This window comes from Amycolatopsis roodepoortensis, from assembly GCF_024628825.1.
Classification (GTDB): Bacteria; Actinomycetota; Actinomycetes; order Mycobacteriales; family Pseudonocardiaceae; genus Amycolatopsis; species Amycolatopsis roodepoortensis.
This window is the reverse complement of sequence record NZ_CP102415.1, coordinates 7,711,365-7,727,523: the sequence shown is the minus strand read 5'-3', so window position 1 is coordinate 7,727,523 and position 16,159 is coordinate 7,711,365. Positions and strand designations below refer to the sequence as shown.

The window sequence follows — 16,159 nt, the reverse complement described above, 5'->3', positions numbered from 1 at the left end:
TGGCCATGACCGCCGCGTGACTGGGCCGTCCGGCCCAGCGGCAGAGGAGGAGTGGATCGCTAGGAGGAGAGCTAATCGCCGGTGTGGCGGTGCCTGCCGAGCCCGACGGCGTCGAACTCGTCGAAGTGGTCGCCCTTGGCCACGCCGAGCCGCCGAAGCGCCTGGGAAATCGGACTGCCGGCGGCCAAGGCCGGCTCGTCCTCGGCAAGGTGCAGCGGGCCGAGGACCGTCTCGCCGCGGTCCCACACCTGCGCGGATTGCGTCCCGACACCACCGAAGTACTCGGCCTCGATGTACGCCACGGCGCCGTGCTCGGAGCACGCTGCGAGCACGGTCCGGAATTCCCCGGCTTCCGGCAGCGTCTCGGGCAACGGCATCAGTGACAGGTGATGCCCGACCGGGACGAGCCGCGCGCCCTCGACCGAAGCGGGCAATTCAGCGCGTGCGGACTCGGTGACGACGACGGCCTGCAGGCAATACACGCCCGCATCCTGTCACCTCGCGGTCTAGCGGCGGGAACCGAGCCAGGGCGCCAGCACGGCTTCGAGGTCGGCGTCGGACAACGCGTACGGCCCGCCGTGGAACTCGTGCCACCGCGAAGCGTCCCGCGCCGCCATGTACTCCACCTCGAACGCCCGCATCAGGACGTACATGAAGGTCACCGAGCTGAACCGCTCACCGAGCAACGTCCTGGCCTCGCGCGCGACACCGGTCGCGCCGTGGCCGATCACGTCCGTGAGCTTCAGCTCCTCCGCAGCCGGATCCAGCAGGCTGGGGGCATACATCACGACAAAATCTCCATCACTGAAAGGAAGAACTCAGTTCTCGGCGGCGAGCTGACCGCACGCCGCCGCGATCTCCTGACCACGCGTGTCACGGACCGTGCACGCCACACCGCCCGCGTTCACCAGCCGGACGAACTCCCGCTCCACCGGCTTCGGCGAGGCGTCCCACTTGCTGCCCGGCGTCGGGTTCAGCGGGATCACGTTCACGTGCACCAGCTGGCCCAGGTGCTGGCGAAGCCGCTTCGCCAGCAGCTCGGCACGCCAAGGCTGATCGTTGACGTCCCGGATCAGCGCGTACTCGATCGACACCCGGCGGCCGGACGTGTCCGCGTAGTACCGGGCCGCGGAGAGGACCTCGTCCACCGACCAGCGCTCGTTCACCGGCACCAGCGTGTCCCGCAGCTCGTCGTCGGGCGTGTGCAGCGAAACCGCCAGCCGCACCTGCATCTTCTCGTCCGCGAGCTTGCGGATCGCCGGCGCGAGACCCACCGTCGACACCGTCACCGAACGCTGTCCGATACCGAGCCCGTCCGGCGAGGGATCCGTGATCCGCCGGACCGCCGCCACCACCCGCTTGTAGTTGGCCAGCGGCTCGCCCATGCCCATGAAGACGATGTTCGACAGCCGTCCGGGTCCGCCGGGCATCGCTCCGTCGCGCATCACCGCGGCGGCGGCGCGGACCTGGTCGACGATCTCCGCGGTCGACAGGTTCCGGTCGAGGCCGCCCTGCCCGGTCGCGCAGAACGGGCACGCCATGCCGCAGCCCGCCTGGCTCGAGATGCACAGGGTCGCCCGATCCGGGTAGCGCATCAGCACGCTCTCCAGGAGCGTCCCGTCGTGCGCGCGCCACAGCGTCTTGCGCGTGGTGCCGTCGTCGCACGCGAGCGCCTTGATCTCGGTGAGCAGCGTCGGCATCAGATCGCCGACGAGTTTCTCCCGCGACGCCGCCGGGATGTCGGTCATCTCCGCCGGGTCCACCGTCAGCCGCGAGAAGTAATGGTTCGAAAGCTGCTTCGCGCGGAACGGCTTCTCCCCCAGCTCGGCGACGGCAGCGGCCCGCTCGGCGGCGGAAAGGTCGGCGAGGTGGCGCGGCGGAAGGCCGCGCTTGGGCGCGTCGAAGACGAGAGGGAGGGCAGTCATAGCTCACTCAGTGTCCCATGTCCACCTTCGACGCGCCTTGGCCGCCCCGGATCGCTGTTTTCCAGGTCACGTGAAGCGTGCCCGGGCCGTCCGTGCGGATCGCACATCAGGAGACGTCGGGAGGTCACGTCCGGCCCGAGACTTGGTCATGTCGCGCCACGGAGCGTGACGACCCCGAGTGAAAATCAGGAGGACCCATGATCTCGACCTTCGAGCGCCCCGCCGCCGTCGTCGTCCACAACCGCGCCGTGGTCCACAACCGGGCGGTCGTCCACAACCGGGCCGTCGTGCACAACCGCGCGGTCGTCCACAACCGTTCCGCCGCCAAGTAAACCGGCCGACAACGCCGCCCGCGCCGCCGCGGTCCCGCGCCCTGGACCGCGGCGGCGAGGCGGGAGTCCTGGAAACGATGGGGTTGCCATGGGGTCCGAAGAGGTCAGACCGCGGCTCGACGGAATCGAGATCACCGATCTCGAACCGGAGCTCTGCTTTCTCGTCACGCCCAACGGGGGCCAGTTCTACATCGCCGCGCCGACCCGGGAGTTCCGTGCCTGGGCGAGCCGTTGCGACGGCACCAGCACCCGTGCCGAACTGCTGGCCGGAATGGATCCGGACTACGAGGAGATGATGGAGATCCTCGAAGCGGACGGCTGCCTCAGCTCCGGCCGTGACACCGGGGACGACGACGTCGCCGCCACCTCGATCCTGCTCACCGGCTCGCCCGCGCTCACCGAGCCGTTGGCGGAAATCCTCCACAGCGGTGGGTACGCGAGCGTCGAGACGGTCCCCTACTTCCACGATCTGTCCGAAGTGGACACGGAGAACACCGTCGTGGTCGCGGCCTTCGATCACCCCGCCTACACCGAACTGATCGCGCTGGACGCGTTGTGCGCCGGCAGCGGGGTGCGCTGGCTGCCGTTGCGCCGCGAACGCGGCCGGGTGATCGCCGGACCCGCGATCGCGCCCGGCGGCATCGATTTCGCCGACGTCGTCGCGCGGCGCCGCTCCGCCGCACAGGACCCGCGAGTCGTCGAAGCGTTCCTCTCGGCCCCCTCGGACTCCATCCCGCTTCGGCCGGGCGACGCCCGCTGGGCGCTGACCACCCTCGCCGTCCATCTCGAACACTGGCTCTCCGGCGGACGCTCCGGCCTGACCACCGGCGAGATCGAACTCAACCCGGCGGACCTCACCGAGATCCGCCGTCCGATCCTCCCCGTACCCGACCGGGCCCGGCCCGTTCCCGCCACGACCGACCCCGGACTGCTGGTGGACGACCAGACCGGGATCGTGACCGGCGTCGGCGAGATCCCGCCCGCGCCGGGAATGCCCGCCCGGCTGCGGGTCTGCGCGGTCGATGTCGCGGACATGCGCCGCGTGACGAACTGGCCCAACGACCGTCAGGCCTTCGGCACGTCTTGGCACGACTTCGACCTCGCGCGTCAGTCGGCCATCGGCGAAGCGGTGGAGCGCTACTGCGGAAGCTGGCTCGCTCCGGAGCGCGAAGTGTGCTTCGGCAGCTACAAGCAATTCTTCCGCTACGGCGTCCCCGCACTCGACCCGCAACGGCTGAACCTCTATTCGGCCACGCAGTACCGGTCGCCGGGTTTCCCGTTCGCGCCACTGACCCAGGACACGGAATGTTCTTGGGTGGAAGGCTTCTCCCACACCACCGGCGAACCCGTCTGGGTTCCGGCCTTCCTGTTCTCGAACGAACGACGGCCGGAGGAAGCGTACTTCGCCGATCCGCTGATCGCCGGCCTCGCGAGCGGGACCACCGAGGAGCACGCCGTCACCTCCGGCCTCGAAGAGGTCCTCGAACGCGACACCACCATGCTTTGGTGGGCCAACACGCCACGGCTCGGCAGGCTCTCGATCCCGGACGAGATCCGGTCGCTCATCGCCGACGCCACCGACGACTACGAGGTCACGCTCATCCACCTGGACAACGAGTTCGACGTCCCGGTGGTCGCAGCGGTGGTCCTCGACCGCGTGAAACGCTGGCTGTCGATCGGTTTCGCGACCCGGCCGGACGCGCTCGAGGCCGCGAAGAAGGCGCTCGCCGAAGGGTTCACGCTCCAGCACACCTGCCGCGCCCTCGACGACGAACGCGAACTGGCGGGCATGCGCCGGGACCTGCCGCATCTGGGCAACCTCAAACCGCACCGGGCCGATCGGCGCTACCTGGACTCGTACCGCGAGGACTTCGCCGACGTCGCGGATCTCCTTTGCCAGCAACAGATCTATCTCGACCCACGGGCCGTGAAGCGAGTGGCGCCCTGGCTCAGGGACCTGCCGAGCCGTGGCTGGGACGACCTTCCCGCCCTCGGGGAACGGCGGCTGAAGGCCTACCAAGCCCGCGTCGAAGCCCGGGGATTCGAGGTGATCAGCGTAGACCTGACGACCTGCGACGTCGCGGCCGCCGGATTCCATGCCGCGCATACGCTGGTCCCGGGGCTCGTGTCGAACTTCCCCGCCGGTTCTCCGTTGTGGGGCAACGGAAGGATCGCCGACGCGGCAGTGGCGCTCGGCTGGCGCGACGAACCGCTCGCCGAGCACGAACTCAACGTCTTCCCGCTCCCCCACGCGTGATGGCCGCCGCCGACCTGCTCGGGCTCCCGAGCACTCGCGGCCGGTTCCCGCTCATCGCGGCGCAAAGCGTCGACGCGCTGGGGACCGGTTTGTTCCTGCCGTTCGCCGTCGTGTACTTCCACGCGGCGAAGGGTCTGTCGCTCACGGCCGTCGGAGCCGCGCTGTCGATCGCGGCGATGATCGCGCTGCCGTCGGGTCCGCTCGCGGGACGGCTGATCGACCGGTTCGGGCCGGGACGGATGGTGATCACCGCCAACCTGATCCGCGCGGTGACCTTCACCGGCTACGTCTTCGCCGGCGAGGCCTGGCATCTGGTCGTCCTGGCCGCGATCACGTTCTGGGGCGAAGGCATGTTCTGGCCGTCGACCGGCGCGCTGGTGGCACAGGTCGCCGACGAGGGTCAGCGCGCCCGCTGGTACGCGATGGAACGCGCGCTGCGCAACGTCGGCATCGGGCTCGGCGGGCTACTCGGCGCCGCGATGGTCGCTTGGGGTGGGCCCGGCGGCTACACGACGATCGTGCTGGTCAACGCGGCGAGTTTCGTCGTCGCCGCGGTTCTGGTCGCCTCGTGGCGAGCCCCGGCGGGCACCCCTCGCGAGAGCGGATCCGAGGCCGTTCCCCCTGGCGGCTACCGGAAGGTGCTCGCCGACCGGATCTTCCGGGGCGTTCTAGTGACCGTCTTCGTCTTCGCGTTGTGCGATCTGGCGTTGACCGTCTTGCTGAGCGCGTACGTCCTCGACGGCCTGAAGCTGCCGGCTTGGCAGCCCGGTGTCCTGTTCGCGATCAACACGGTGCTGGTCGTGCTCGCGCAGACCGTGGTGTCGCGCCGGGTCGAGCGGCGTCGCATGCCGCGCACGCTCCAGGTCTCGGCCGCGGTGTGGGCGGTGTCGTTCGTCCTGTTCGCGCTGGTGCCCACCGGGCGGCCCACGACGGCGTTCCTCGTGCTCACCCTCGCGATGATCGTCTTCACCGCCGCCGAACTGCTCCAGGCGCCGACCAGCAGCGCGCTGACGGTCGCGATCGCCCCGGCGCGGCTGCGCGGCCGCTATCTCGGCCTCGAAGAACTCGTGTGGAGCGTTGCGCGGGTGATCGCTCCGGCGACGTTCACCTGGCTGCTGTCGCACGGTGCGGCTCTGCCGTGGCTGGTGCTGATCGGCTGTTGTGGCGTGGCGATCGTGGTGCTGGGCAGACTGAACCGTGCGCTCTGAACTGGACGACGTCTACCGCCGCGTCTACCGCGAACCGCCGTACCTCGAAGGCGAGGACGACGTCGCCCGCTTCGGCGTGCTGTTCGCCGAACACGCCGCGCTCCCCGGGTTCGCCATGACGACGGTGCGCGAGGCCGGAGCACTCGGCGGCTTCGCCTACGGAGTCCGGCAGGAAATCGGCTGGTGGCCCGAACGCGCGACGGCTCCGGCGCCGTCGTGGCTCGACGGCGAAGCGCTGTTCTATGTGTACGAGCTGGCGCTCCTCCCCGAGCTCCGCGGTCGCGGGCTCGGCCGCGCTCTGCTCGATGACCTGCTGAAAGAGCGGCCCGAGCGGTTCGCCGTACTCGCGTCCCGCGTCGAGGCTCCCGCCCGGCGGCTGTACCGGCGCTGGGGCTGGCGGAAGGTCGGCGAGTTCGACTTCGGCGGCATCGATCTGCTCGCGCTCGACCTCTCCTGAGAGCCAGATCACCCAAAACGGGTTGCCGTGCGACTGTTTCCGATATATCGTGAACGTGTCGAGACAGTACGTAGAAAGGATTCACCTCATGCGACGACCCTTCCCCCCAGAACACGGCCGGCCCGCCTTCGGACCTTGGTCCCGCGGCGGCTTCGGCGACTTCCCGCCTGGTCCGGGCGGACCGGGCCACCGGCACCGGCACGGCCGCCGCGGCGGTCCCGGGCGGCGCGGCAAACGCGGCGACGTCCGCGCCGCGATCCTGGCGCTGCTGTCGGAGCAGCCGAGGCACGGCTACGAGATCATCCGCGAGATCGGCGAACGCAGCGGCGGCTTCTGGAAGCCGAGCCCCGGCTCGGTCTACCCGACCTTGCAGTTGCTGGCCGACGAAGGCCTGGTGATCAGCAAGGACGAGAACGGCAAGAAGCTGTTCGAACTCACCGAATCCGGCCGGGCCGCGGCCGAGCAGCAGGACGCCGTCCCGCCGTGGGAGCAGATCGCCCACGACGTCGACCCGGCCGAGGTCAACCTCCGCAAGGCCGGCGCGACCCTGGCCGCGGCGGTCGCGCAGGTGATGCACGCCGGCAGCGAAAGCCAGCAGGCCCGCACCGTCGACGTGCTCAACGAGGCACGCCGGACGATCTACGGCATCCTCGGTGAGGCCGAGGACGCCACTCCGGACGAGGACGCGGAGTGACCTGGCACGACGAGGCCGGTGGGCTTGACGCGGGTATGCACGCGATAGCCCACCGGCAGCGTCATCCGCTTCTCCCCGGCACCTGACGAAACCTCGTTCAGGCGCCGGACGTCCGCGATCGCCTTCGCCGCGACCGGAGCGCTGAACTCGATCTTCAGCACCGCCTCCATCGCGGCGGCGTCCTCGAACTGCCACCGCGTCATCACCTTGCGGCAGCCGAATCCCTGACGGGCGAAGAACTTCTCCACCCCGGGCGGGTCGTAGTGCGGAAGATCCAGCCGCATCCAGCGTCCGTAGGGCTCACTCGTCACATCGAGATCCACGATCACCAACAGCCCGCCCGGACGCAGCACCCGCTCCGCTTCGCGAAGACCGGGCTCACAACCAGGGCCGAAGAAGTACGCGGTGCGCGCGTGGACGACGTCGAAAGCCGCGTCCGGTAAGGGAAGCCGCTGGGCACGCCCCTGCCGCACCTCGACGTTCTCCAGTCGCTCCACCCGTTTCCGCGCGTCGAGGACGAGCGGCTCATGGGGTTCGACCCCGACCACCGACCGCGCCGTCGCGGCGAACCGCGGCAGATGGAAACCGTCACCGCAGCCGATGTCGAGGACGTCCGCGCCGGACCAATCGCGATACCCGGCGAGCACGCGCCAGATCTCGTCGTCGACGTCCTGCGCGCGATTCTCGACCTCGTAGGCCTTCTGGTAGTACCAGATGTTCGGGCTCGGCAGCACCTCCTCACCGCCGCGACGGAAGGAGGAGAGGGCTCGGGGAAACCAGCGCACGGAAGCTCCAACGAAGGGACACCGGGCCGGGTTCCGGGGTCGTCCGGTCGAAATCTTTGACGGAAACAATGCGGTCAGCGACTAGACTTTACTCCCACCGGTAAGGGAGAACCGCATGTCGCTCGGCTCGGCCGCCCACACTTCCGTCATACCTTCGGGAATCCCGTGCTGGATCGAGCTCGCGTGCAGAGACGAATCGGCCGCACAAACCTTCTACAGCGGGCTTTTCGACTGGGAGTACGTCGTCCAGCGCGATCCGGCGACACCGACCGGCCGTTACTCGATCGCCACGCTGAACGGCGTCCCGGCCGGTGGTCTGTACCGCGCGGCTACCGGCGGCCCGGCAGGCTGGAGCGTCCACATCTCGGTGCCACAGGCGGCCGCGGCCGCCGAATGGGTCGACAGTCTCGGTGGCCGGGTCACGCTCGGGCCGGTGGCGATCCCCCATCGCGGCAACATCGTCCACGCCGTCGACGCGTGCGGCGCGCACGTCGTCTTCTGGGAGCCGCCCGCCACCTGGGAGTTCGCGACCGGGGTGCCGAACACCTTCAGCGGCGCGGATCTCAACACCCACGACGGGGCGGCGGCGGATCACTTCTACTGCCGCCTCTTCAACTACACCAGCCACCAGATCGGCGACGGCGCCTCGCTCGACTACGCCGAATGGCTCATCGAACACGAACCCGTGCTCTACCGGTACGTGATGGGTTCGGAGTACCGGCCGGACACGCCCCCGCATTGGATGGTCTACTTCGAGCTCGACCCGGCCCGCGGCGCGGACGCCGCCGCGGGACAGGCCTTGATGCTCGGCGGTACCGTCGTGGTCCAGCCCTACGACACCCCGTACGGCCGGATGGCGATCCTCGCCGACCCCGACGGTTCGGTGTTCGCCGTGATCGACCACTCGCGGGCCGTCGAGGGCTGGGGCACCGCCGAAGTCGACGATCCCTACGACGACTGAGCCCGCTCCCCGGTCAAATACCGGCCCAGAACCGGCAATTGTGCACCGCCGCGAGGTCGACCGGGCCGATCGCGCCCGGCGCCGGCGATTGCGTCCGCGGCGAGGGACGCCATTTCGGCGGTTCCCCGCCGTTCGGATCACCGGTGCGCGCGAAGACGGTCCAATACCGGATCATTAGCGCCGCCAGTTCCTGCTGGGCGGACGTCAAATTCGCCGGAAGTGCGGTCACATCGGACAAATAGGCCAATTCGGCTCCATATGAGGCACCCATGGACATTCCGGGAGAAGCGAAGGTCCGTTGCGATCCGCGAACTCGTAACTGCTCTGGATGATCACGCGCTGGAACAGCCCCGCCGCCGACGGGGAAGCCAGCTGGGCGCACGCGCTCATCGAGCCGGCCGATTCGCCGAACAGCGTGACGTTCCCCGGATCTCCCCCGAAGACGTGCGCGTTGCGCTGCCCCCAGCGAAGCGCGGCCTTCTGGTCCTGAAGCCCGAAGAAGCCGAACACGCCGAGCCGGTAGTTCACGGTCACCACGACCACGTCCCCGCCGAGGGCCATGCGCTTGAAGTCGTAGTCGCTTCCGGCCCGTACGTGAAGCTGCCGCCGTGGACCCAGGCCATGACCGGACGCGGCTTCCGCGCCGGCTTGGCCGGGCTGATCACGTTGAGGTACAGGCAATCCTCGTTGTCACTCGGCCCCGGGCCGAGCCCGCCGCCTGCACGCACCCGGGGCCCCGGTCTGCTCGCGTCCCGCACCGCGGTCCAGGGTCCAGGTCTTTGCGCGGCGCCCAGCGCAGATCACCGACCGGGGGCGCGGCGAACGGAATACCTTGGAAACTCCGGTATTCGCCGGTACTCACGCCGCGGACGGGACCGGAATCCGTGCCGACGACCGGGCCTCAGCCCGCCTCCGCCGCGGTCGTCGTCAGCGCTCCGAGCGTCACCAAGCTCAGAGCCGTGGCCAGAAATCGCTTACCCATCCGTCGAGGCGCATACCCCCGGCCATAACAGAGCGCCCGGCTCGTCACAGGGACTTGACCTAAAGAGGCACGAATGCGGAGAGCAGCAGCCAGGAGACGACGGCCGAAGGGAGCAACGAATCGAGCCGGTCCATCAGCCCGCCGTGCCCCGGCAGCATGTTCCCCATGTCCTTGACGCCGAGGTCACGCTTGATCAGCGACTCGACGAGATCGCCCAGCGTCGCCGTGCAGACGATCGCCGCGCCGAACAGCACGCCCTGCCAAGCGTGACCGTCGAGGAGAAGGCTCAGGGTCAGCGCGCCGGCGACCACTCCGGCCACGAGCGAACCGGCGAACCCTTCCCAGGTCTTCTTCGGGCTGATGCTGGGCGCCATCGGATGCTTGCCGCCCAGTACACCGGCGATGTAGCCGCCGGTGTCCGAAGCGACCACACCGATCATGAACGCCAGCACCCTGCCGACACCGTCCGCCGGTGGGACGAGCATGGCGGCGAAGGCGCCGAAAAGCGGGATGTACGCGGCGGCGAAAACCGACGCGCTGATGTCGCGCAGGTAGCCGTCCGCGCCGCCGGGCAACCGCCACAGCAGGCAGACGAGCACCGTCAGCACGAACGCCGTCAGCGCGCCCTCGCGGCCGTACGGCCACGCCAGCCAGATCATCGCCTGACCGCCGACGAGCACCGGGACCAGCGCGATCCGGATGCCCGCCGCGCGCTTCAGTGCGCCGGCCAGCTCGATCGTGCCGACCGCGATGGCGATCGCGATGATGCCGATGAACAGATAGCGCACGGTGAGCAGGGACGTGACGATCGCCGCCCCCAGCAGCAGCCCGACCCCGATCGCGGCGGGCAGGTTGCGGCCGGCACGGGAAACCTTCTTCGCCGGTTCCGGCTTCTCGGCCGGAACCGGTTCCGGGGCGTCCACCCGGTCCTCGCGTTCCTCGCTCACCTGGCTCATCAGACCTCGAGTAGCTCGGCTTCCTTGTGTTTCACCAGCTCGTCGACCTTGTGGCTGTAAGTATCGGTGAGGTTCTGGAGTTCCTTCTCGGCGTGGACGACCTCGTCCTCGCCCGCCTCGCCGTCCTTCTTGATCCGGTCGAGCTCTTCCTTGGCCTTGCGGCGGACGCTGCGGATCGAAACGCGGGCGTCCTCACCCTTGGCCTTGGCGACCTTCACCATCTCCTTGCGGCGCTCTTCGGTGAGCTGCGGGATGACGATGCGGATCACGTTGCCGTCGTTGCTCGGGTTGACGCCGAGGTCCGACTCGCGGATCGCCTTCTCGATGGCGTTGAGCGAGGTCTGGTCGTAAGGCTTGATCAACGCCATCCGGGCTTCGGGGATGTTGACGCTCGCCATCTGGTTCAGCGGGGTCGGCGCGCCGTAGTACTCGACAACAATGCGCGAGAACATCCCCGGGTGGGCCCGGCCGGTGCGTACCGACGACAGGTCCTCCTTGGCGACGGACACCGCTTTTTCCATCTTCTCCTCGGCGTCGAGGAGGGTCTCGTCGATCACGGCAACTCCCGTAGTTGTGTATGCGTACCGATTGCGAAGATCAGAGCAGGCCTACGCGGGCACCCCGTCGGCGGGGGTGTCGACCAGGGTGCCGATCCTCTCACCACTGACCGCGCGGGCGATGTTCCCCTCGGTGAGCAGATTGAACACGATGATCGGCATGTTGTTGTCCATGCACAGGCTGAACGCGGTGGCGTCGGCGACCTTGAGGTCCCGCTCCAGCACCTCGCGGTGACTGATCTCGTGGAACATCTCGGCGGTCGGGTCGCTCTTCGGGTCCGCGGTGTAGACGCCGTCGACGGCCTTCGCCATCAAGACGGCTTCGCAGCCGAGCTCGAGCGCGCGCTGCGCGGCGGCGGTGTCGGTCGAGAAGTACGGCATGCCGACCCCGGCGCCGAAGATGACGACGCGGCCCTTCTCCAGGTGACGCTCGGCGCGGCGCGGGATGTACGGCTCGGCGACCTGCCCCATGGTGATGGCGGTCTGCACGCGGGTCGGCAGGCCCTCCTTCTCCAGGAAGTCCTGCAACGCCAGGCAGTTCATGACGGTGCCGAGCATCGCCATGTAGTCCGCGCGGTCGCGGTCCATGCCGCGCTGCGACAGCTCCGCGCCACGGAAGTAGTTGCCGCCGCCGATCACGACGGCGATCTGCACGCCCGTGCGCGCGACGTCGGCGATCTGCTGAGCGACCGAGTGCACCACATCCGGATCAACCCCGATGGAACCGCCGCCGAACATCTCGCCGCCCAGCTTCAGCAGCACCCGCCGGTATCCGCCTTCGACCCGGACACCCATGTCGCCCTCCCTAATGCTCCGAACCCGACTGTGCCCCGTCCCCGATGGACGGAGACGGGGCACAGTGGTGATTCTTGTGTTCCGCGCCTGGATCAGGCCTGGCCGACCTCGAACCGGGCGAACCGGCTCACGGACACGCCGGCCTCGTCGAGCAGGGCCTTGACGGTCTTCTTGTTGTCCTTGACCGACGGCTGCTCGAGCAGGACGTTGTCCTTGTAGTACGCGTTGACCTTGCCCTCGATGATCTTGGGCATGGCCTGCTCCGGCTTGCCCTCTTCGCGGGCGGTGGCCTCGGCGACGCGACGCTCGTTCTCGACGACCTCGGCCGGGACCTCTTCGCGGGTCAGGTACTTGGCCTTGAGCGCGGCGACCTGCATGGCGGCGCCACGGGCGGCCTCGGCGGCGGCCTCGCCCTCACCGGTGTACTCGATGAGCACGCCGACGGCGGGCGGGAGGTCCGCACCGCGACGGTGCAGGTACGTGGTGGTGGTGCCCTCGTAAGCGGCGACACGGCGAAGCTCGAGCTTCTCACCGATGCGGGCGGCCAGCTCCTGGACCTGCTCTTCGACGGTCTTGCCGTCGAGCGAGGCGGCCTTCAGCTTCTCGACGTCGCTGGTCTTCTCGGCCTTCGCGACCTCGACGATCTTCGCGGCGAGAGCCTGGAAGTCCTCGTTCTTCGCGACGAAGTCGGTCTCGGAGTCGAGCTCGATCAGGACGCCGCCGTCACCGGCGACGAGGCCCTCGGCGGTGGCGCGCTCGGCGCGCTTGCCGACGTCCTTGGCGCCCTTGATGCGCAGGAACTCGACGGCCTTGTCGAAGTCGCCGTCGTTCTCCTCCAGCGCCTTCTTGCAGTTCATCATGCCGGAGCCGGTGAGCTCCCGGAGACGCTTCACGTCTGCGGCGGTGTAGTTCGCCATCGTGGGTGTGTCCGTCCTTTTTCAGGTACGAGAAAGTCTTTTGGGGAAGTCACCCGTGGGGCCGCCTCCAGGCGGCCCCACGGGCAGGTGGATCAGGAGGAGGCGGTGGCCTGCTCGGCCGGAGCCTCGGTGGCGGCCTCGGTCGCGGCGGCGGCTTCCTTGGCGTCCGCGGCGGCGGTCTCGGAGCCGGCGAGCAGCTCCTTCTCCCACTCGGCCAGCGGCTCGTCCGTGGCGACGCCCGCCTCGGGCTTGGCGTCGGCGGAGGAACCGTTGCGGCTGGAGCGGGCCATCAGACCGGCGGCGGCGGCCTCGGCCACGACCTTGGTCAGCAGCGCGGCCGAACGGATGGCGTCGTCGTTACCCGGGATCGGGTAGTCGACCTCGTCCGGGTCGCAGTTGGTGTCCAGGATCGCGACGACCGGGATGTTCAGCTTGCGAGCCTCGCCGACGGCGATGTGCTCCTTCTTCGTGTCGACGATCCACACGATGCTCGGCACCTTGGCCATGTCGCGGATACCGCCGAGGGTCTTCTCGAGCTTGTCCTTCTCACGGGTGAGCGTGAGGATTTCGCGCTTGGTCAGGCCGGCGAAGCCGCCGGTCTGCTCCTGCGACTCGAGCTCCTTCAGGCGGAGAAGACGCTTGTGCACCGTCTGGAAGTTGGTCAGCATGCCGCCGAGCCAGCGCTGGTTCACGTAGGGCATGCCCACGCGCGAGGCTTCGGCCGCGATGGCTTCCTGGGCCTGCTTCTTCGTGCCGACGAACATGATGGTGCCGCCGTGCGCGACGGTTTCCTTGATGAACTCGTACGCACGGTCGATGTAGGTCAGCGTCTGCTGCAGGTCGATGATGTAGATGCCGTTGCGCTCGGTGAAGATGTAGCGCTTCATCTTCGGGTTCCACCGACGGGTCTGGTGCCCGAAGTGCACGCCGCTGTCGAGCAGCTGCTTCATGGTGACGACGGCCATTGCCGGAATCAACCTCTTCTGTGTCGTGCGCGCCCGGCTCCGCCGGAACGCGCTTGCTCGGTTCGTCGCTCTCGGCCGGGTGGCCGATCGCCCTGGTGCCGATGCTCGGGCCCGGACCCGGGAGCGAAATACCCCAGGGACCGCCGGGCCGTGTGCCCCCGGCTGTCCTGACCCTCCGTGAGGAGATCGGCCATCGGGAGCGCGCACGTGCACGCGAAGTCAGTCCGCTGCCGCGGACCGCGCAAAAGAGTCTACTCCCTGTCGCCACCGGGTACCGCACCGGCAGCCCCTGATGAGAGGGGTTGTCCACAACCACCTCGGTTATCCACAGATTCCACCGGCGCGCCCTGCCCGCCACGCCGTACCCCCAACCTGGAACACATGACACCGACGACCTCATCCCGCCCTGTCACCAGGCATTCCTTCGCGATCGACCGCACCGGCGGCAGGCACCGCCGCCCAGGGCACGCCCGGCGCCTTCCCCGCCTGGCGATCCTCGCGACCGTGCTCGCGATCCTCACGTCCGCGGCGATGCCCGGGACGGCGAGAGGGGCGCCCACCCCGCAGGGGCGCCTCTCCTGGCCGCTCTCGCCGGCACCGAGCGTCACCAGGTACTTCGAGCCGCCCTCGACGCCGTACGGCCCCGGCCACCGGGGCGTCGACCTCGCCGCACCCCCGGGCGCGAACGTCCTCGCGGCCGCCGAGGGAGTGGTGATGTTCGCCGGCCAGGTGGCGGGCCGCGGAGTGGTGTCGATCGATCACGACGGAGGCCTGCGCACCACCTACCAACCGCTCGCCCCGACGGTCACCGCGGGTGATCAGGTCCACCGGGGCCAGGTGCTCGGCACGCTCGCGGCGGGCCACCCGGGCTGCCCGGAGCCGGCGTGCCTGCACTTCGGCGTCCGGCGGGGCGAGGAGTACGTCGACCCGCTCACGTTGATCGGTGAACCGTCAGAAATCCGCCTCAAACCCTGGGAAGGAGACTGAATGACCGCTGCGAGTTCAGGCGGCGATGCCCGCTTGCCTCCGGGTCGGCTGTACCGGCCTTCCGGGCTCGGCGGTAACGGCTTTCCGGGCTCGCCAGGTTGGCCTTGCGGTCCTGCCTTCGCGCCCTGGCGCGGTGCTCCTCGCCCTTGTCTCCGTACTGGGCAGATCGGCGTGACTCGCGTGTCCAGGCACGGGCCACGCGTGATTGAAGACCGAACACGCGTGATCAGGGAGCGATCACGCCGAGCGGCTCCGCACCGCGTGTTCCGTCCCCACACGCACGCGTCGTCCACCCAGGCACGCGCGCCGCCCGCCTGGACACACGCGCCGTCCTTCCAAACACATGTGTCGTCCGTCCAGGCACAGGTGTCGTCCGGCGGCGGAGCGTGCGAAACAAGCCCGCGAGAGAGGGGTCCCAGAACCACGGCGCCGTAGCGAGGCGGGCTTCGCAGCTCACCTGAAGCAGTTGCGGAACCTTGGGATCAGGCGGCGAATCGGCTGACCGGCCGCCGAACCGGACGGCGGCTAGGCCTGCTCGACCAGTTTGGCGCGCAACCGCATGACGGCGCGGGTGTGCAGCTGGCTGACCCGCGATTCGGTGACGCCGAGGACCTTGCCGATCTCGGCGAGCGTCAGGCTTTCGAAGTAGTAGAGACCGACCACGATCCGGTCGCGTTCGGTGAGCTGGGCGATCGCCTGCGCGAGCTGGCGGCGGTTGTCCTGGTCGACCAGGACGGCCACCGGGTCGACGGCGCCGTCGTCGGGCAGGGTGTCGACCAGGGAGCCGCTGTCCTTGCCCGCGGCGACCAGGTCTTCCAGGGCGATGACGCTGGTCAGCTGCATCTGGCCGTAGAACTCGCGCAGGTCGTCGACGCTGATTTCCAGCTCGGCGGCGAGTTCGGCGTCGGTCGGGGTGCGGTTGAGCCGGGCGCCGAGGCGTTCCAGGGCGCGCTCGGCTTCGCGGGCCTTGCTGCGCACCGCTCTGGGGACCCAGTCCTGTGAGCGCAGGTCGTCGAGGATCGCGCCCCGGATGCGCTGCATGGCGTAGGTCTCGAACCGCAGGCCCCTGGCGGGTTCGAACTTCTCGATCGCGTCGACCAGGCCGAAGATCCCGGACTGGATCAGGTCCCCGACGTCGACGTGGGTCGGCAGGCCGGTGCCGACCCGGCCGGCCACGTACTTGACGAGCGGGGCGTAGTGCAGCACGAGCCGGTCGCGCACGATCTGGTCCGGGGACTCGGTGAACTCCCGCCACAGCGCCTGGATCCCGGCGTCCACTTCGTAGCCGGTCCGCGCTTCGGGCGCGACGGCAGGACCGTCCCCGCCGGGGCGGTGTTTCCCGGCGGCTTCGGTGACATGTGGGTCGGCGGTCATCGGGCCG

Annotated in this window: 18 protein-coding genes and 1 pseudogene; 7 read left to right on the top strand and 12 right to left on the bottom strand. The window is 69.2% G+C overall.

The annotated features are described in order from the left end of the window. Positions 1 to 71 precede the first annotated feature (71 nt). The 3 genes from NQK81_RS37240 to rlmN are packed head-to-tail and all read right to left on the bottom strand — an operon-like array spanning position 72 to position 1,925. The gene (locus tag NQK81_RS37240; RefSeq protein ID WP_257485212.1) at positions 72 to 482 is read right to left on the bottom strand and encodes a hypothetical protein; all 411 of its coding nucleotides are present in this window, start codon (positions 480 to 482) and stop codon (positions 72 to 74) included. A 24-nt stretch (positions 483 to 506) separates the two neighbouring features. After that, the gene (locus NQK81_RS37235; protein WP_257485211.1) at positions 507 to 785 is read right to left on the bottom strand and encodes a hypothetical protein; all 279 of its coding nucleotides are present in this window, start codon (positions 783 to 785) and stop codon (positions 507 to 509) included. 33 nt (positions 786 to 818) lie between these two features. Then, complete coding sequence (rlmN, locus tag NQK81_RS37230) at positions 819 to 1,925, bottom strand: dual-specificity RNA methyltransferase RlmN (RefSeq protein ID WP_126733398.1); 1,107 nt, start codon at positions 1,923 to 1,925, stop codon at positions 819 to 821. A gap of 197 nt (positions 1,926 to 2,122) precedes the next feature. Here rlmN and NQK81_RS37225 point away from each other — a divergent pair, with 197 nt between their 5' ends. The 5 genes from NQK81_RS37225 to NQK81_RS37205 all read left to right on the top strand — a co-directional run bounded on the left by NQK81_RS37225 (position 2,123) and on the right by NQK81_RS37205 (position 6,873). Continuing rightward, entirely contained in the window at positions 2,123 to 2,257 is a 135-nt protein-coding gene (locus NQK81_RS37225; protein ID WP_257485210.1) for a hypothetical protein, read from the top strand. Between the two features lie 88 nt (positions 2,258 to 2,345). Then, the gene (locus tag NQK81_RS37220) at positions 2,346 to 4,514 is read left to right on the top strand and encodes a YcaO-like family protein (protein ID WP_257485209.1); all 2,169 of its coding nucleotides are present in this window, start codon (positions 2,346 to 2,348) and stop codon (positions 4,512 to 4,514) included. Continuing rightward, entirely contained in the window at positions 4,514 to 5,722 is a 1,209-nt protein-coding gene (locus NQK81_RS37215) for an MDR family MFS transporter (RefSeq protein WP_257485208.1), read from the top strand. Before NQK81_RS37220 ends, NQK81_RS37215 begins: the two co-directional genes overlap by 1 nt. Further along, positions 5,712 to 6,179: a GNAT family N-acetyltransferase gene (locus tag NQK81_RS37210; protein WP_126733401.1), complete on the top strand. Its 468-nt coding sequence runs from the start codon at positions 5,712 to 5,714 to the stop codon at positions 6,177 to 6,179. The genes NQK81_RS37215 and NQK81_RS37210 overlap by 11 nt, the downstream gene beginning before the upstream one ends. An 88-nt stretch (positions 6,180 to 6,267) precedes the next feature. Further along, entirely contained in the window at positions 6,268 to 6,873 is a 606-nt protein-coding gene (locus tag NQK81_RS37205) for a PadR family transcriptional regulator (protein ID WP_257485207.1), read from the top strand. On the opposite strand, the gene NQK81_RS37200 is transcribed toward NQK81_RS37205, so the two are convergent. Beyond that, positions 6,819 to 7,658 (bottom strand): class I SAM-dependent methyltransferase, encoded by an 840-nt coding sequence (locus NQK81_RS37200; RefSeq protein WP_257485206.1) that lies wholly within the window; start codon positions 7,656 to 7,658, stop codon positions 6,819 to 6,821. The two genes, NQK81_RS37205 and NQK81_RS37200, sit on opposite strands and share 55 nt — an antisense overlap. A 115-nt stretch (positions 7,659 to 7,773) precedes the next feature. On the opposite strand from NQK81_RS37200, the gene NQK81_RS37195 reads away from it, so the two are divergent. Continuing rightward, the gene (locus tag NQK81_RS37195; RefSeq protein WP_257485205.1) at positions 7,774 to 8,619 is read left to right on the top strand and encodes a VOC family protein; all 846 of its coding nucleotides are present in this window, start codon (positions 7,774 to 7,776) and stop codon (positions 8,617 to 8,619) included. A gap of 13 nt (positions 8,620 to 8,632) precedes the next feature. Here NQK81_RS37195 and NQK81_RS37190 read toward each other — a convergent pair whose 3' ends face one another. From NQK81_RS37190 to rpsB, 7 genes and pseudogenes are all read right to left on the bottom strand, one after another. After that, positions 8,633 to 8,848: a carboxylesterase family protein gene (locus tag NQK81_RS37190; RefSeq protein ID WP_257485204.1), complete on the bottom strand. Its 216-nt coding sequence runs from the start codon at positions 8,846 to 8,848 to the stop codon at positions 8,633 to 8,635. Then, positions 8,845 to 9,481: pseudogene (locus NQK81_RS37185) on the bottom strand (carboxylesterase family protein). Before NQK81_RS37185 ends, NQK81_RS37190 begins: the two are co-directional and overlap by 4 nt. Positions 9,482 to 9,660: 179 nt before the next feature. Further along, positions 9,661 to 10,557 (bottom strand): phosphatidate cytidylyltransferase, encoded by an 897-nt coding sequence (locus NQK81_RS37180; RefSeq protein WP_126733405.1) that lies wholly within the window; start codon positions 10,555 to 10,557, stop codon positions 9,661 to 9,663. Next, a complete protein-coding gene (gene frr / locus NQK81_RS37175) occupies positions 10,557 to 11,114 on the bottom strand; it encodes a ribosome recycling factor (protein WP_034310934.1) in 558 nt (185 codons plus the stop codon). Before frr ends, NQK81_RS37180 begins: the two co-directional genes overlap by 1 nt. Before the next feature lie 51 nt (positions 11,115 to 11,165). Then, a complete protein-coding gene (gene pyrH, locus NQK81_RS37170; RefSeq protein ID WP_005154669.1) occupies positions 11,166 to 11,909 on the bottom strand; it encodes a UMP kinase in 744 nt (247 codons plus the stop codon). Positions 11,910 to 12,001: 92 nt separating this feature from the next. Then, positions 12,002 to 12,826, bottom strand: a complete 825-nt coding sequence (tsf, locus tag NQK81_RS37165) for a translation elongation factor Ts (RefSeq protein WP_126733406.1) — start codon at positions 12,824 to 12,826, stop codon at positions 12,002 to 12,004. A gap of 92 nt (positions 12,827 to 12,918) precedes the next feature. Next, positions 12,919 to 13,791, bottom strand: a complete 873-nt coding sequence (gene rpsB / locus NQK81_RS37160; RefSeq protein WP_034310929.1) for a 30S ribosomal protein S2 — start codon at positions 13,789 to 13,791, stop codon at positions 12,919 to 12,921. A gap of 381 nt (positions 13,792 to 14,172) precedes the next feature. Between rpsB and NQK81_RS37155 the strand changes: the two genes are divergently transcribed. Continuing rightward, on the top strand, positions 14,173 to 14,778 hold the full coding sequence (locus NQK81_RS37155; protein ID WP_257485203.1) for a murein hydrolase activator EnvC family protein: 606 nt from the start codon (positions 14,173 to 14,175) through the stop codon (positions 14,776 to 14,778). 525 nt (positions 14,779 to 15,303) lie between these two features. On the opposite strand, the gene NQK81_RS37150 is transcribed toward NQK81_RS37155, so the two are convergent. Then, positions 15,304 to 16,152: a FliA/WhiG family RNA polymerase sigma factor gene (locus NQK81_RS37150; protein WP_126733408.1), complete on the bottom strand. Its 849-nt coding sequence runs from the start codon at positions 16,150 to 16,152 to the stop codon at positions 15,304 to 15,306. Positions 16,153 to 16,159: the final 7 nt, after the last annotated feature.

Coding starts and splice junctions, on each gene's coding strand:
- NQK81_RS37180 (WP_126733405.1), bottom strand. CDS start 10,557: ATGAGCCAGGTGAGCGAGGAACGCGAGGACCGGGTGGACGCCCCGGAA.
- NQK81_RS37220 (WP_257485209.1), top strand. CDS start 2,346: ATGGGGTCCGAAGAGGTCAGACCGCGGCTCGACGGAATCGAGATCACC.
- NQK81_RS37205 (WP_257485207.1), top strand. CDS start 6,268: ATGCGACGACCCTTCCCCCCAGAACACGGCCGGCCCGCCTTCGGACCT.
- NQK81_RS37215 (WP_257485208.1), top strand. CDS start 4,514: ATGGCCGCCGCCGACCTGCTCGGGCTCCCGAGCACTCGCGGCCGGTTC.
- rpsB (WP_034310929.1), bottom strand. CDS start 13,791: ATGGCCGTCGTCACCATGAAGCAGCTGCTCGACAGCGGCGTGCACTTC.
- tsf (WP_126733406.1), bottom strand. CDS start 12,826: ATGGCGAACTACACCGCCGCAGACGTGAAGCGTCTCCGGGAGCTCACC.
- NQK81_RS37150 (WP_126733408.1), bottom strand. CDS start 16,152: ATGACCGCCGACCCACATGTCACCGAAGCCGCCGGGAAACACCGCCCC.
- NQK81_RS37195 (WP_257485205.1), top strand. CDS start 7,774: ATGTCGCTCGGCTCGGCCGCCCACACTTCCGTCATACCTTCGGGAATC.
- NQK81_RS37225 (WP_257485210.1), top strand. CDS start 2,123: ATGATCTCGACCTTCGAGCGCCCCGCCGCCGTCGTCGTCCACAACCGC.
- rlmN (WP_126733398.1), bottom strand. CDS start 1,925: ATGACTGCCCTCCCTCTCGTCTTCGACGCGCCCAAGCGCGGCCTTCCG.
- pyrH (WP_005154669.1), bottom strand. CDS start 11,909: ATGGGTGTCCGGGTCGAAGGCGGATACCGGCGGGTGCTGCTGAAGCTG.
- NQK81_RS37155 (WP_257485203.1), top strand. CDS start 14,173: ATGACACCGACGACCTCATCCCGCCCTGTCACCAGGCATTCCTTCGCG.
- NQK81_RS37235 (WP_257485211.1), bottom strand. CDS start 785: ATGTATGCCCCCAGCCTGCTGGATCCGGCTGCGGAGGAGCTGAAGCTC.